The sequence below is a fragment of the Polynucleobacter sp. P1-05-14 genome (assembly GCF_018881675.1).
Taxonomy (GTDB): Bacteria; Pseudomonadota; Gammaproteobacteria; order Burkholderiales; family Burkholderiaceae; genus Polynucleobacter.
Genome location: NZ_JACVPV010000001.1, coordinates 291,795 through 306,010, shown reverse-complemented (window position 1 = coordinate 306,010; position 14,216 = coordinate 291,795). Strand labels below are relative to the sequence as shown.

General features: G+C 45.1%; 19 protein-coding genes. 7 read left to right on the top strand and 12 right to left on the bottom strand.

What is annotated here, in order from left to right:
- Window positions 1-3: 3 nt before the first annotated feature.
- Window positions 4-747 carry a 7-cyano-7-deazaguanine synthase QueC gene (gene queC, locus ICN37_RS01645; protein ID WP_215321457.1) on the top strand — a complete coding sequence of 248 codons (744 nt, stop codon included), beginning with the start codon at window positions 4-6 and terminating at the stop codon, window positions 745-747.
- A gap of 5 nt (window positions 748-752) precedes the next feature.
- On the opposite strand, the gene ICN37_RS01640 is transcribed toward queC, so the two are convergent.
- Both ICN37_RS01640 and ICN37_RS01635 read right to left on the bottom strand, forming a co-directional pair.
- A complete protein-coding gene (locus tag ICN37_RS01640) occupies window positions 753-1,139 on the bottom strand; it encodes a transcriptional regulator (RefSeq protein ID WP_216154489.1) in 387 nt (128 codons plus the stop codon).
- The gene (locus tag ICN37_RS01635) at window positions 1,136-1,441 is read right to left on the bottom strand and encodes a type II toxin-antitoxin system HigB family toxin (protein ID WP_216154427.1); all 306 of its coding nucleotides are present in this window, start codon (window positions 1,439-1,441) and stop codon (window positions 1,136-1,138) included. Before ICN37_RS01635 ends, ICN37_RS01640 begins: the two co-directional genes overlap by 4 nt.
- 93 nt (window positions 1,442-1,534) lie before the next feature.
- Between ICN37_RS01635 and ICN37_RS01630 the strand changes: the two genes are divergently transcribed.
- A complete protein-coding gene (locus tag ICN37_RS01630) occupies window positions 1,535-1,780 on the top strand; it encodes a type II toxin-antitoxin system Phd/YefM family antitoxin (RefSeq protein ID WP_215321455.1) in 246 nt (81 codons plus the stop codon).
- Here ICN37_RS01630 and ICN37_RS01625 read toward each other — a convergent pair.
- From ICN37_RS01625 to ICN37_RS01600, 6 genes are read right to left on the bottom strand one after another with little or no spacing between them, the layout of a single operon-like run.
- On the bottom strand, window positions 1,777-2,388 hold the full coding sequence (locus tag ICN37_RS01625; RefSeq protein WP_216154426.1) for a riboflavin synthase: 612 nt from the start codon (window positions 2,386-2,388) through the stop codon (window positions 1,777-1,779). The genes ICN37_RS01630 and ICN37_RS01625 overlap by 4 nt on opposite strands.
- 26 nt (window positions 2,389-2,414) lie before the next feature.
- Window positions 2,415-3,533, bottom strand: coding sequence for a bifunctional diaminohydroxyphosphoribosylaminopyrimidine deaminase/5-amino-6-(5-phosphoribosylamino)uracil reductase RibD (ribD, locus tag ICN37_RS01620; RefSeq protein ID WP_216154425.1), 1,119 nt, complete (start codon window positions 3,531-3,533; stop codon window positions 2,415-2,417).
- A 17-nt stretch (window positions 3,534-3,550) separates the two neighbouring features.
- Window positions 3,551-4,099 carry a GspH/FimT family pseudopilin gene (locus tag ICN37_RS01615; RefSeq protein WP_216154424.1) on the bottom strand — a complete coding sequence of 183 codons (549 nt, stop codon included), beginning with the start codon at window positions 4,097-4,099 and terminating at the stop codon, window positions 3,551-3,553.
- Window positions 4,100-4,103: 4 nt separating this feature from the next.
- Window positions 4,104-4,433, bottom strand: coding sequence for a hypothetical protein (locus ICN37_RS01610; protein ID WP_216154423.1), 330 nt, complete (start codon window positions 4,431-4,433; stop codon window positions 4,104-4,106).
- Complete coding sequence (locus ICN37_RS01605; RefSeq protein ID WP_215321450.1) at window positions 4,430-5,095, bottom strand: hypothetical protein; 666 nt, start codon at window positions 5,093-5,095, stop codon at window positions 4,430-4,432. The genes ICN37_RS01610 and ICN37_RS01605 overlap by 4 nt, the downstream gene beginning before the upstream one ends.
- Complete coding sequence (locus ICN37_RS01600) at window positions 5,019-5,348, bottom strand: hypothetical protein (protein ID WP_215321449.1); 330 nt, start codon at window positions 5,346-5,348, stop codon at window positions 5,019-5,021. The genes ICN37_RS01605 and ICN37_RS01600 overlap by 77 nt, the downstream gene beginning before the upstream one ends.
- A gap of 122 nt (window positions 5,349-5,470) precedes the next feature.
- Between ICN37_RS01600 and ribBA the strand changes: the two genes are divergently transcribed.
- From ribBA to ICN37_RS01580, 4 genes are all read left to right on the top strand, one after another.
- Window positions 5,471-6,601 carry a bifunctional 3,4-dihydroxy-2-butanone-4-phosphate synthase/GTP cyclohydrolase II gene (gene ribBA, locus ICN37_RS01595; protein WP_216154422.1) on the top strand — a complete coding sequence of 377 codons (1,131 nt, stop codon included), beginning with the start codon at window positions 5,471-5,473 and terminating at the stop codon, window positions 6,599-6,601.
- Between the two features lie 35 nt (window positions 6,602-6,636).
- Complete coding sequence (gene ribH / locus ICN37_RS01590) at window positions 6,637-7,152, top strand: 6,7-dimethyl-8-ribityllumazine synthase (protein WP_216154421.1); 516 nt, start codon at window positions 6,637-6,639, stop codon at window positions 7,150-7,152.
- 5 nt (window positions 7,153-7,157) lie between these two features.
- On the top strand, window positions 7,158-7,667 hold the full coding sequence (nusB, locus tag ICN37_RS01585) for a transcription antitermination factor NusB (protein ID WP_215321446.1): 510 nt from the start codon (window positions 7,158-7,160) through the stop codon (window positions 7,665-7,667).
- 110 nt (window positions 7,668-7,777) lie between these two features.
- Window positions 7,778-9,250, top strand: coding sequence for an NAD-dependent succinate-semialdehyde dehydrogenase (locus ICN37_RS01580; protein ID WP_216154420.1), 1,473 nt, complete (start codon window positions 7,778-7,780; stop codon window positions 9,248-9,250).
- A 24-nt stretch (window positions 9,251-9,274) separates the two neighbouring features.
- Here ICN37_RS01580 and trmB read toward each other — a convergent pair whose 3' ends face one another.
- From trmB to ICN37_RS01565, 3 genes are read right to left on the bottom strand one after another with little or no spacing between them, the layout of a single operon-like run.
- A complete protein-coding gene (gene trmB / locus ICN37_RS01575) occupies window positions 9,275-10,054 on the bottom strand; it encodes a tRNA (guanosine(46)-N7)-methyltransferase TrmB (RefSeq protein ID WP_216154419.1) in 780 nt (259 codons plus the stop codon).
- Complete coding sequence (locus tag ICN37_RS01570) at window positions 10,051-10,515, bottom strand: DUF2721 domain-containing protein (RefSeq protein ID WP_216154418.1); 465 nt, start codon at window positions 10,513-10,515, stop codon at window positions 10,051-10,053. The genes trmB and ICN37_RS01570 overlap by 4 nt, the downstream gene beginning before the upstream one ends.
- A gap of 39 nt (window positions 10,516-10,554) precedes the next feature.
- Window positions 10,555-11,400, bottom strand: coding sequence for an undecaprenyl-diphosphate phosphatase (locus tag ICN37_RS01565; protein ID WP_216154417.1), 846 nt, complete (start codon window positions 11,398-11,400; stop codon window positions 10,555-10,557).
- 120 nt (window positions 11,401-11,520) lie between these two features.
- On the opposite strand from ICN37_RS01565, the gene ICN37_RS01560 reads away from it, so the two are divergent.
- On the top strand, window positions 11,521-13,146 hold the full coding sequence (locus tag ICN37_RS01560) for a TolC family protein (protein ID WP_216154416.1): 1,626 nt from the start codon (window positions 11,521-11,523) through the stop codon (window positions 13,144-13,146).
- Here ICN37_RS01560 and waaC read toward each other — a convergent pair.
- Complete coding sequence (waaC, locus tag ICN37_RS01555; protein ID WP_216154415.1) at window positions 13,143-14,210, bottom strand: lipopolysaccharide heptosyltransferase I; 1,068 nt, start codon at window positions 14,208-14,210, stop codon at window positions 13,143-13,145. The genes ICN37_RS01560 and waaC overlap by 4 nt on opposite strands.
- Between the last annotated feature and the right edge of the window lie 6 nt (window positions 14,211-14,216).

The window sequence follows — 14,216 nt, the reverse complement described above, 5'->3', positions numbered from 1 at the left end:
TCCATGTCTAAGCTTTCTGCCGCATTCGAATCTCTAGCGCCCCGTAAAGCCGGCGCTCCAGCAGTCATTCTGTTTTCGGGTGGGCTAGACTCAACAACTGTGCTCGCCCTTGCGAAAGACCTTGGGTATACGCCGTATGCCCTATCCGTAGGATATGGTCAGCGTCATTCATCTGAATTGGCAGCGGCCAAACATATTGCCAAGCAAATTGGAGTAGCAAGACACGAAGTGGTTAATCTAGACCTCACTCGCTTTGGGGGCTCTGCTTTAACTGATGCCTCGATTGCAGTCCCAACCACTCCCGGCAAAGATCAAGAAATTCCCATTACCTACGTGCCAGCACGCAATACGATTTTGCTATCACTTGCATTGGGTTGGGCGGAGTCATTAGGAGGCCTTGATATTTTCTACGGCGCTAATTCGGTGGATTACTCTGGTTATCCTGATTGCCGCCCTGAATATGTTGCCTCTTTTGAACATATGGCCAACCTAGCTACTAAAGCAGGTGTCGAAGCCATCAATGATGCAAATCGTTTTAGAGTACACGCACCCATCATCAGCCTGACTAAAGGTGAAATCATCCAACTAGGCAGCACTCTAGGCGTTGATTATTCGCAAACAGTCTCTTGCTATCAAGCAAATGATTTGGGTGAAGCCTGTGGAGAATGTGAGTCTTGCCGCCTAAGACAGGCTGGCTTTAAGCAAGCCAATGTGGGCGATCCTACTCGCTACCAAAAAAAATATTAAACGTATTAGGCTGCGCGCAGCTCATCATCCTGCTGAATCAAACTATCAGCAGGGATCCCCAACATAGAGTGCAACTTCCAAATCATCTTCAGTGTAAGGGGGCGTTTGCGATTTAATATTTCATATACGCGATTTAGGCCACCGATCATCGGCTGCAAATCCTTTGGACTCAAGCCGGATTGTTCCATTCTGAATTTAATTGCCTCAATTGGGTCTGGTGGAAGAATCGCATAGTGCTTGTTCTCATAAGACTCAATGAGCATTAAGAGGATCTCAAACCTATCTCCATCCTTAGTCCCAGGTTTTGGCTCATGATCAAAATAGTAAGACGCCTGGGCTAGGGCATCCTTGTATTCAAGCTTGTTACGAATGGGTTTTAATTCTTTCATTATTCCTCCAACTGCACTGTGTAAGCATCAATTTGATCGTATGCAGCATGGCTACCAATAAATTTCACATATACCGCCCCAAAACTATAAGCAACTGCCACCACCAAACGGTAGGTATTTCCTTTGATATTAAAGACAACTCTATTACCTGCAATAAAACTCGCATTTCGATACTTATTCTTTATATCTTGCGGCCTTTTCCAATTTGCATGCGCCACCTCGTCATACCAAGCTTTAAGTGGCTGCTCGGCATCGGGATGAATACGCCAAAAATTTGTTAGGTGTTTTCTGGCTATTATTCGCACACATTAATCTTAGTCCCAAAATGGGACTATTGCAAGTGGGGTCATATAACCCTATGCCAATTAAGATTTAAGCGATTTAAAATTACAAGTCACATGGATATTGCAGACATACTTCGCATTAAAACCACAGTCAGCATGGCTGAGCTAAAACGCAATCCTAAGAAGATTATTGGTAATGCAGACGATCTACCTATGGCCATCTTAAATAGTAACAAACCTAAGGCTTATCTTTTGTCAGCTAAGGCATATGAAGTGATACTTGATTTTATTGATGATGCCTCGCTAATAAAAACTATCAAGGCTCGTAGGGGTGGCAAAACTATAAAAGTAAAGATTTAAGTCTTATTAAGCATTCTAGCTATATAGCGCGCAATTAAATCCACCTCAAGATTTACCGCATCACCTTGCTTGAGATTACCCAGCGTAGTATTTTCCAAGGTGTGGGGAATGATATTGATATCGATGATGCAAGAAGTTGCCGTGTCTTCAGTCTGATTGACAGTGAGCGATACGCCATTCACAACAATAGAGCCTTTGTAAGCCAAGTATTGCGCCAGCTCCTTAGGCGCTTCGATACGCAGCAGCCATGAACCATAAGCATCATTAGCAACTTGCGAAAAGTGCGCGACCTTGCCAACACCATCTACGTGCCCACTCACTAAATGTCCACCCAAGCGATCATTTAAGCGCATGGCTTTTTCGAGGTTCACTAGACTAACCTTATCAAGACCTACGGTTTTATTCAGAGACTCCCGAGAGATATCCAAAGCAAAAGAATTGCTAGTTAACTGCGTAGCCGTCATGCAAGCACCTTGAATGGCAATACTGTCACCCAAAGCAACATCATCCAAGTAGCCAGCCGGAACCTCAACAACTAAATGCAAGCCATCACCCTTCGCTTGAGCGCTCTTAATTTGACCAACAGCAGTAATGATTCCAGTAAACATAGTGTGATTTTAGTTCTGTTTGATTCTTATTGTTTCTTAACTAGGCGTAAACGAATATCAGGGCCAAATAGGCCGTGATCCATCACTTGCCATTCTTGCTTGCTTTCCAAGGAACTCAAAGGAGAAACATTAGCCATACCAATGCCGTCACCCATCAAGAACGGGGCGTAGTAGAGCAACAACTCGTCAATGCAATCTTCTCTGAGCAAAGAGCCGTTGAGTTTAAAGCCTGACTCAATATGAATCTCGTTCATCTCATGCTCTTTGGCCAAATATGAGAATAACTTTGGAAGATCCACTTTGCCAAATGGGTTCGCCATGGCGATCACTTCGATACCACGCTCAGTAAATACTTTCGCTTTTTGCTGCATTTCAGAGCTGTCCAAGCTGGCACAGACAATGATGACTCCAGATTGTTCAATACCATTGAGAATCTTTGCAGTTGGTAGCGTTTCTAATTTGGAGTCAACGATGATGTGCCAAGGTTGACGCTCAGTTTGAACATCTCGCACATTCAGAGTGGGGTCGTCTTCTTTAACAGTACCTACACCAGTCACAATGGCACAAGCCTGAGCACGCCAATGATGGCCATCTGCTCTTGCAAGCGGTCCGGTGATCCACTGACTACGGCCATCCGGTAAAGCCGTCTTACCATCGAGACTTGCAGCAATTTTCATGCGCACCCAAGGCAAACCTCGAGTCATGCGTGAAATAAATCCAGGATTTAATGCATGCGCTTCGGCTTCCATTAATCCGCAATGTACTACGATGCCTGCAGTTTTTAGTTTTTCTAAGCCCTTGCCACCAACCAAAGGATTGGGATCAGACATTGCCACAAATATGGCTTTCGGTTTTGCAGCAATCAATGCATCAACGCATGGGGGAGTTCGCCCAGTATGACTGCAGGGCTCCAGCGTTACATAGATGGTTGATCCCGCAGGATCATTTCCGAGTGATTTGGCATTCGCTAGGGCTTGTATCTCAGCATGAGCACTGCCTACCTTCTGAGTAAAGCCCTTACCAATAACTTTGTCATCTTTAACAATGACACAACCCACTCTAGGATTAGGGTTCGATAAATAAAGTGCTTTTTGAGCCTCGGCTAAAGCCTTACTCATAAACTGGTGGTCAACTGCGCTGTACATAGGGTCTATTAAACCATTCAATGGCAGCGCTTAGTATCTCTAGCGGGGTCGCAGATGCGCCAGCGACCTCCACTTCCCAAAATCATTTGGCGCTCCAAGTCGGGAGCACTGCTGTGACCCAGGATCAATCGATTGGCCACAAACCCGCCTTGAGCCGTTTTTGCCGCACCGGCGGCATTAAACAAAATGCTCTTCTTGCCAGAATTGGGATCAATAAATTGCTTACCTCCGCCCTTAAAGTAAATGGGGTCGATGCCTCCCTGCAAAAACCAGGGCTTTTCAATACAACCTGATTTGACTGCCTTACCGATGCAGCCGCTTTTAACTACCCACCCCGACTCCCATCGATCGTCAGCAATAGGCGCAAGGCGCACGGGTTGCCCTAAATACAAAGCTTGCTGACGAGCAAAGTGCGCATGAGCAATAAACCTTCGAGCGATAGTTTCGATTTCTCGTGCGGCAATTTGTTCTTGCAATAAAGGCATGGTCATCATCGCAACAATGGCAATGAGCAAAACCACAGCCATTAACTCCAAGAGACTAAATCCGGATTTTGAATCTAGCATTAAGTTATTCAAATATTTGTCGCCAGTTAATGCGAGTTACTGTGCCAGTTGTTTCATCAATCACAACACCAATCTGAATCGCTGGCTTTTCTTTACTGGAAATCAACCAACGATTTTTTCCTACTGATTGAATAAAACAAGTATTCTCTTCGAGATTAGCAAGAGCGGTTAAATTTTTCTCACAGTCTAAGACCGATTTTTCAGCAGCAATAAAATGTTTCTGAGATGCTTCCATTGTTTTTACTTCTACGATGCGTAATGCACTCAGCCTCTCCAAATACGCTATGAGAGATGAACAGAGCAATAGCAGCGATATCACCCAAGCCAAAATCATAAGAAATTCCTCGTCGCAAAAGTGCGCTCGAGATCCAAGTTGAGCTTAGCCCCATCAGTCATTTGTAGCTTGACCTTAAAAAGCCTTAACACCGATGATTGCTGGGCTTCAGAGAGGCTCAACTCTTCTATCAGAAGACTATTGACTCCATTCATTAAGGTGGTATTTTGTATGCGGCCCTGGCGATCGAGTGACTGACAAATTAGCGAACCACCATTGACTTTTTTGCCTTTTGGAATACCTGCCTGACGATCCACCAAGAATCCTTGCATGGCCAAATTATTTTTGGTGCGATCTTGAGTCAGTACATTTCCAATGCAATCAAAATCTGTACTAGCGGATAATTCATGACGAATGATCAGTGAATCCGATCCTCGGAATCCCGATCTTTTTTCGACCTGAAGCAATGAGCTATCATTTTTTTGATGCCTTATTTTTTGTCTTGACTTCTGACTTAGGATTTGAGCGTCTTGAATATTTCGATAACCCGCTATACGAATAGCTCGGCCAATTAATTCAAATGCACGATCTGCTTCTGAAATTAGCGCTTGTGATTTTTCATACTCAATTTGCTTGATTACCAAATCAGCGCTTGTTTTTAATAGTGGGTTGAGTAGCAATGCGCACAGAGCGATCCCGACCAGACATTCGAGTAGACTCATAACTTAAAGCTTTATTGGGTAGATTGAGATTGATCCTGCTTTGCTCCTGCATTTCAAAAGCATCTGAATCCTTTCTAAGTTGCGCTCTTTTGCTCTCTTGTTGAGTCAGGGTTAAGGCTAGGCGCTGATAAACACCCGCCGATGCCATCCAGACCCCCAAAATCATGCTCATGGCCACCAAAACCTCTAACAAAATAAATCCCCGGCAATTCATAGGTCCGTATGCTGGGTTGGAGGTCTTTTTAGGAGGCATCGCCCATTTTCAAAGGCAGTCTTGTGAACTGAAACTCACATCTAAGGCTCTTGCTGTCAGAAACACGGGATATTAAGGTGGGACAGCACTGTAAAGGGCTCCTGAGCTTAAAATAGAGGGCTATGCCAAATACCCTTGCCTCCACCGAAGAAATTATTGCTGAGCTTAGCGCCGGCAAAATGGTGATCCTCGTCGATGAAGAAGATCGTGAAAACGAGGGCGATTTAGTTCTGGCCGCCGATCACGTTACAGCTGAGGCCGTGAATTTCATGGCAAAACATGGCCGTGGATTGATTTGCTTAACCCTGACACGCGAGCGTTGCCAACAACTGAATCTTCCTTTGATGGTTCGTGATAACGGCACATCAATGGGAACGAATTTCACAGTCTCTATTGAAGCAGCCAGCGGAGTGACTACTGGTATTTCAGCAGCTGATCGCGCACTTACAATTAAAACTGCCGTGGCTCCAAACGCCAAGCCCAGTGATTTAGTTCAGCCTGGCCATATTTTTCCATTGATGGCACAGCCTGGTGGTGTACTTATTCGCTCAGGACATACTGAAGCGGGCTGCGACTTAGCAGCAATGGCTGGATGCTCACCGACTTCCGTGATTTGTGAAATTATGAAAGACGATGGCAGCATGGCACGTCTTCCAGATCTTTTGGAATTTGCAAAAGAGCATCAATTAAAAATTGGCAGCATTGCAGATCTCATTCAATACCGTAGCCAACATGAAAGTATTGTGGTTCGTGTAGGTACTCGTGAATTCATTACCCCTTGGGGAAAATTCCAAGGGATTGTTTATCGCGATACTCCTAGCTCATGCATTCATATTGCATTAGTGCATGGCAAGCCTTCTGAAGCTCAAGAAACCTTAGTGCGCGTGCATGAGCCGGTCACTGTTTTGGATTTCCTGGACTCCAACGTCAGCACCCATTCATGGCCGCTAGCCAAAGCGTTGGAAGAACTTGCTTCTGCCCCTACTGGCGTTGCGGTACTCCTCAATGCCTCTGGGATCGCTGCTCCGAACGACCAAGATTGGTTGGCACAGTTCCAGAAACTGAATCAATCCCATGAAGAAGCCAAGAAACCGTTGACCAGAAAAACTGATTTCAGAAGCTACGGTATCGGCGCCCAAATCTTGAAAGATATCGGCGTTGGCAAAATGTGCTTGCTTGCAAATCCAAGCCCTGTGCCTAGCCTATCTGGTTATAAGCTCGAAGTTACGGGTTACAAGCCGTACACTTCTTAAATTCCATTAAAGCCTAAATATTTTTAAAGATTGATATGACGAGTTCCACTAATGATTTTGTAGGTGTATTAGAAGCTGATCTCAACGGTCAAGATCTCCGCATTGGTGTTGTGCAAGCCCGCTTTAATGAAGATCATTGTGTTGCCTTAACTAATGCCTGCATCAATGAATTGATTTCTCTTGGGGTTTCTCAAGCAGATATTAAATTGGTTACCGTTCCTGGCGCACTAGAAATTCCGTTTGCCCTCCAAAAAATGGCAGAGACTGGTGAGTTTGATGGCTTAGTGGCCCTAGGTGCTGTTATCCGCGGTGAGACCTATCACTTCGAATTAGTATCCAATGAATCCGCTGCCGGCATCACCCGTATCTCAATTGACTCTGGATTACCAATCGCCAATGGCGTACTCACTTGCGACACTGATGAGCAAGCTCAAGTCCGTGTTCAAGTAAAAGGCGCAGAATGTGCTCAAGCAGTAGTGGAGATGGCAAATTTAGCCTTGGCATTAACTCCTGATATTGATATCGAACTCAACTCGAGTGAAGAAGAATAATTCGCATGACCACATCTAGCCAAAACCCACTGAACCCACAAGCTAGTAAGGAAGTGAAGCCAGCTCCAAAGCGCTCATTAACACCACGTCGTCGCGCTCGTGAATATGCCCTCCAAGGCGTTTATCAAAGCCTAGTCATGCGTCGTGCTGGCAGCATTCCCAATGGTGCTGCCATTGCTAAGCAGCTTGCTGAAGATCCCGCGTTCCGTCGCTGCCAACTCGAGCTTTTTCAAGGTATTTTTGATGGTGTACTAGCTCGCACTGATGAGTTGGAGGCCATTATTACTCCGGCACTAGATCGCCCAATTAATGAGCTCTCACCAGTTGAGCATGCCGCTTTACTGATTGGCGCCTATGAGCTAGCTGTCGACCTTTCCGTGCCTTATAAAGTAGCAATCAACGAAGCAGTCGAGCTTGCCAAAACCTTTGGCGGCACAGACGGCCATAAATATGTCAATGGCGTACTAGATCTACTCGCCCAGAAGCTCCGCGCTACCGAGACTCAGGCAGGCTAAACACTTCCTAAACAGTGGTAAAGCATCCAGCCTTCAGGCCCTTAGAGCCTGGAGGCTATTTTATTTATTGAGGGATAAAATGACCTAAATCTATACCGAGGTCAGACAACATGCAAAAAGTAGACATTCGTAGTCAACTGAAAGATTCCAGTCTCTTTAGAGAAGAGGCTTTTATTGATGGTCAATGGATTGGCTCCGCAAATACCTTTGCCGTTTCCAATCCCGCCACCGATGAGACCATTGCAACGGTAGCCAATCTAGAAACCAAAGATGCTGAGCTCGCTATCTCCGCAGCTGAAAAAGCACTTCCAGCATGGCGCAGCAAATTAGCCAAAGAGCGGGCGCACATCATGCGCAAGTGGTTTGACCTCATTATTGAAAATACACAAGATCTTGCAAAGCTCATGACGCTTGAGCAAGGCAAGCCTCTCAGTGAAGCTGCTGGTGAAGTGGTTTATGGCGCCTCATTTGTAGAGTGGTTTGCTGAAGAAGCGAAACGTGTAGAAGGCTCCATTCTGGGAACGACCTGGAGTGACAAGCGCCTCATGGTCTTAAAGCAGCCGATTGGTGTATGCGTAGCTATTACGCCATGGAACTTTCCGATTGCGATGATCACGCGCAAGATTGCACCTGCATTAGCGGCAGGATGCACCATCGTGATTAAGCCCGCTGAATTAACACCACTATCTGCCTTAGCCCTAGCTGAACTTGCGAAGCGCGCCGGCATTCCGGATGGGGTAATTAATATTGTGACTGCTGATGCAACTCAATCTATTGTGGTTGGTAAAACACTTTGCTCCTCACCAACAGTGCGCCATTTATCTTTCACAGGATCCACAGAAGTGGGCCGAATCCTGATGGAGCAATGCGCCCCCACCGTTAAGAAGCTTGCCCTTGAGTTGGGTGGACACGCACCGTTTATCGTCTTTGAAGATGCAGATATCGATGCTGCAGTCAGTGGCGCTATGGCTTCTAAATTTAGAAACTCTGGGCAAACTTGTGTATGCGCAAACCGTTTTTATGTTCATAAAAAGGTGCATGATCAGTTTGTCGAAAAGTTTGCCAAGGCACTAGCCATCATTAAGGTCGGCAATGGCATGGAGGCGGGCATTACTCAAGGCCCTTTAATTGAAACTGCCGCCCTTGAAAAAGTACAAAAGCATGTTGCTGATGCATTAAGTAAAGGCGCCAAGCTGATCACTGGTGGTAAGCAATCTATTGAAGGTAAGAACTTTTATGAGCCAACTATTTTAGCCAACGTAAATAGTCAAATGTTGATTACTTATGAAGAGACCTTTGGCCCGATAGCGCCGATCATTCCTTTTGAGAGTGATGAAGAAGTCATAAAGTTAGCCAATAGTAGTCAATTTGGCCTAGCATCGTATTTTTATAGTCGTGATATTGGCCGAGTATGGAAAGTGGCTGAAGCCTTGGAATACGGCATGGTAGGCGTCAATACTGGATTAATCTCTAACGAGGTTGCTCCCTTTGGCGGTATCAAGCAATCCGGACTGGGACGCGAAGGCAGCGCCTACGGAATGGATGAATACCTTGAGATGAAATACGTCTGCGTAGGCTTATAAGCTTCAGTATTTAATGCTCTTGGTTTATTTTTTCCTGTAAACCAAGTCCCAAACACCGTGGCCCAGCTTGATGCCACGGTTTTCAAACTTCGTTACTGGGCGATAGTCTGGGCGCACGACATAACCCTGATGCTCGGCATTGAGCTGTTCAGGAGTGGGCTTGAATTCATTGTAAACCTCACCGGGCTTAGCAATATCGTCAGCAGTGAAAGTTTCCACTTTCATTAATTCGCGAGAAGTATTTTCTAAAGTAGTTTCAGCATTCAGAACCAAGAGCATTTGCTCAGCATAGTTGTGCCAATCGGTTGCTAGATGCAAATAAGCACCAGGCTTTAATCTGGAAACCAAAAGCTTTACGAACTCAGCCTGGATTAAACGACGTTTGTGATGACGCTTCTTATGCCAAGGATCAGCAAAGTAAATATGAATCCCATCCAAAGAATTTGGTGCAAGCATGTTCTCTAAAACCTCAACAGCATCATGACGTATTAGTCTGAGATTGGTAAGATTGTTTTCGCCAATGAGCTTAAGCAAGGCACCGACGCCAGGGGGATGAACTTCAATTGCTAAAAAATCATCTTCTGTTCTGAGATCTGCAATCTTGGCAGTCGTCTCACCCATGCCAAAACCAATTTCCAATATCTTTGGTTTAGTTGAGCCGTTAAATGCTTCGATTAAATTGAGATTAGACGCTTGATAAGGCAGTAAAAACTGAGGGCCTAATTCCTCAATTGCGCGTTGTTGACCAGCGGTAGTTCTTCCAGCCCTTAAAACAAAGGAGCGAATCCTGTCTACTCTCTTCATTTATCAAAGCCATTTGGGGCATTCCAACCCGCCGAGCGATAGGCATAAACAACCTCTGCCAGAACAATGGATAAAGATGTCATAAAAAAGATGAGCCCCAATACAAATGTCCAAATGACATAAGACGTCTGTAAAGAACGCACCGCGCCCGCCTGAAAAAAGAATAATTCGAGCACTGTTAAGGAAATAAACACGCCACTGAGGACATCAAAAAAGATGGCAGCGGTACAAAGGCGGCCTCTAATTTGGGCCTCATCAGCCTCTTTATTCATGTGCCGCAGTATTGCCGCATCTTTTACCTCACCCAGATTAATGGAGTGTCGGATTGCACGCATACGGTCGACTGAGCGGGCTAAGCGTCCTGAAATCGCATTAATCAAAGTTGCTACAGCCGTTAGTAAAAATACAGGGGCAAGTGCCAGCTGAATATTATTAGTAATTGCGTCTATTGATACATCCATATTTAATTCCGTTTATTTTGATGAAGGACGTTGGTTAGATCAGTGAGACCAAGCAATCAACCCGCTGTAAGCAGTAAATAACACTAGCAATCCAAATGCGATTCGATACCAGGCAAATGGAATGAAGTTATGGTGAGCTACATAATGAATTAACCAACGCACACATATAAACGCTGAAATAAACGCAGCAATAAAACCCACAATAGTAGCGAGAGTAAATTCTCCAGGGAAGGCTACCGGCGCTTTCCACAGCTTAAGTAACTCATAAGCTGTGGCTCCGCCAATGACTGGAATAGCTAAGAAGAATGAAAACTCTGTTGCTACAGCACGAGGCAGACCAAATAACATACCGCCAATAATGGTTGCCCCTGAACGGGATGTCCCCGGTATTAATGCAGCACATTGCGCTAATCCGACTTTGAGTGCATCTAAAGGAGTGATGTCATCTACTGATTTAATATGACTAGATACATCGGCCCGGTTTTGTTGGCGACGTTCAGCCCAAAAAATAATGAGTGCCCCCACAATGAATGCGCCAGCTACTGGAATCGGGGAAAACAACACTGCCTTAATATGCTTGCCAAATAAGAATCCCAGACCCATAGCCGGAATTGAGGCAATCAAGAGATTGAATACAAAGCGTAGCGCAATAGCGCTACCGGTAAAAGAGGTGGCAACTTTGATGAGCTTTTGACGAAACTCCCAGCAAACCGCCAAAATGGCGCCAAACTGAATAATGACCTCAAAGGCTTTGCCTTGATCATTATTAAAGTCGAGCAAATCTCCGACCAATATCAGATGCCCGGTACTGGATATCGGCAAAAACTCCGTTAATCCCTCGACCACCCCCAGAATGACTGCTTTTAGTAACAAGATTAGATCCATAGGCCAAATTTTATAGGTATATAGAGACAACTCAGAGGATTTGGCAAAATAGTGTCTAAATATGCATTTTGAATAAATTAGCCTTAAACTGCATGGCACATTGAAAAGTATCTGAATTACATGACCCCATCCCGCTTTAGACTTTCTCGACTTACCGCCTTTGGTTTGATCCTAAGTCAATCACTCGGTCTTGGCACATGGTCACTTCCAGCTTTGGCCCAAAGCCCTACTGCTGCCGCAAGACCTGCATTGCCCACTCCCATGAGTGCATCAAGCTTAATTGGACTAGAGCAACCACCGCAGATAGCACCTCTACCCAATAAAACAGCACTACCAGACAATGCGACCCCATCCTACCTAGCAAATAGCAAGGCTGGTGATAACAGGACTCAATTCAACGACCTCATTCAACTCTATCAAGATGCTGCATTTAGTGATCCGGTATTGAATGCTGCACGCTTTAACTATCAAGCCAGCAAAGAACTCTACTGGCAAGGTCTCTCTTTATTGCTCCCGCAAGCGAATGCAACGCCTGGTGGTACACGCTACTATCAGCATGGAGCCGGGACAACAGTAGTCTCTACGGGTGCAGGTAACTCTCGTGTATTTGATCAAAAAAGCTATACCGTCACCCTTACCCAGCCTGTTTTTAACGTAACAGCCCTCGAGGCCTTTAAGCAAGGTGACCTGAATACCAAGATTGCTGATATGAATTTCTTTCAAGCACAGCAAGATCTTATTCTGAGAGTTTCACAAGCTTATTTTGATGCGCTGACAAGCCAAGACAATGTAGCGCTCTATCGCAATAAGAAAGATCTGATTAAGCAACAGCTAGACATTGCTCAAGCCAAGTTTGACGCAGGCCTTGCAACCATTGTGGATGTCAATACAGCTCAAGCTAGCTACGACCTGACTACCTCCCAAGAAATTGCTGCACAAGCGGATTTGGTTGTAAAAAAGGGGGTTCTAGAGCAATTAGTTGGCCACCCAGTTGGTCCACTCAAGCCCCTAGTTAAGGCAGCCAAAATTGATGGCGTACTGAAGGACCCCCGTAGCAAAAGTAAAGAAAACAAAAGCGCTCCACTGGTGGATAACGTCAATCCGATACTGCCACCTGGCCAAACTTTAGATGACTGGATTAATCAAACAGAAGCTGCAAATTTCAAAGTATTAGCAAGCCAGTTATCAGTGACCTTATCCGAAAGCACTTATCGCGCCGCTCAGGCCTTGAACTATCCTTCAATCAATTTAGTGGGTACCTCGGGCTACAACACCTCCAACGGTACGCCAAATAATTACTCTCCTTCACAGACCAACGTTTATAACAATACCCTTGCCTTGCAGATGACCATTCCATTGGTGTCAGGCGGGTTCAATAGCTCCGTCATTCGACAGAATGCTGCATTAGTAGATACAGCAAAAGCCAATTATGACAATGCGAGACGTACTGCGGCTCAAAATACGCGTGCTGCGTTCACTGGTTTCTATGGTGGTTTAGCCAGCGTTAAAGCCTATGAAGCTGCTGAGAGATCTGCAGAATCTGCTGTGGAATCAAGCCGCCTAGGCTTTCAGGTTGGGACCTTAATTAATATTGACGTATTGATTGCGGTCGATACCTTATTTACCACACGCTCGCAGTTACAACAAGCGCGCTACAGCACAGTTTTAAATGCGCTCAAGCTTAAAGCAAGTGCCTCAACCTTGTCTGATGAGGATTTAATGGCAATTAATTCTTTATTGCGTTAATTCAGCAAACTAAAAGCAGCTTCAATGACTTCTGCCACCTGCGGTGGCGCCTGCATATCACCCACATTGCGAATACTATTAGACCAGTAACCTTCGGTCTTCCATCTTGGTGAATCACAATAAATTTCTACTGTAGGTTTACCTAAAACGGCTGCAAGATGTGTCAGGCCCGTATCAACTCCCACTGTCAGTGCGGCACCTGCGATCACCGAAAAAGCCTCCTGAATTGAAAATGCTGGTGGCACCAAGGCATTTGGAACGTGCAAAGCAATTTCCTTGCTCACAGCTTGCTCGGCCGCATTGCCCCAGGGGAGCACAATTTGATAACCACTACTAGCCAGCTCATTACCCAAAGAAATCCAATTTTCATTGGACCAACGTTTAGCTTCTCTAGCGGTCGAATGAAAAAACAAAATATAAGGTGACTTTAATTCTTTTAAGACCTCACCTGAATTGACGTTCAGAGAATCAATGTAAGTCTTTGAATAAAACTGAGGTGTAATTGTGCGATCAACCAGCAGCCAATCTAAAGCTGAAGACATTACCCAGCGTGATCGATCTACTGCATGACATTGTGTTGGGACTTGCACAGACTGGTTATAAAACAATCGGGCAATCGGCTCATACCCGGAAAATTCTGTTGCATTGGCGAGCCCTGAGATCACAGCGTTTGAACTCTTTTTAGCCAGGGCACAAACAATGGCTGATTTGAGCAGGCCTTGAGTCTCAATAATCACATCATAAGAAGTTGCCTGAAGCTCTTTTTTGAATGCAAAAAACTGCTGCCAAGTAGAGAGCTTAAATAAATTCTTTTTCCAGCGACGTAAACCAAATGGAATGATGCGATCAATTCCGCTAAAGCCACTTTTACTGAGAATTGGTTCAAGCAAATGAACATAACCCTCTTCAACCACCCAATCAATTTGCGCATGAGGCAAACGTATACGAAGATCCCAGACAATCGGTAAGTTGTGAAGTACGTCCCCTAAGGAGGAAAGCTTTACCAACAAAATCTTGGGATTGGACGGGAGGCCCTTTGAATAGGTCGAAGATAAATCACTCATATGAGG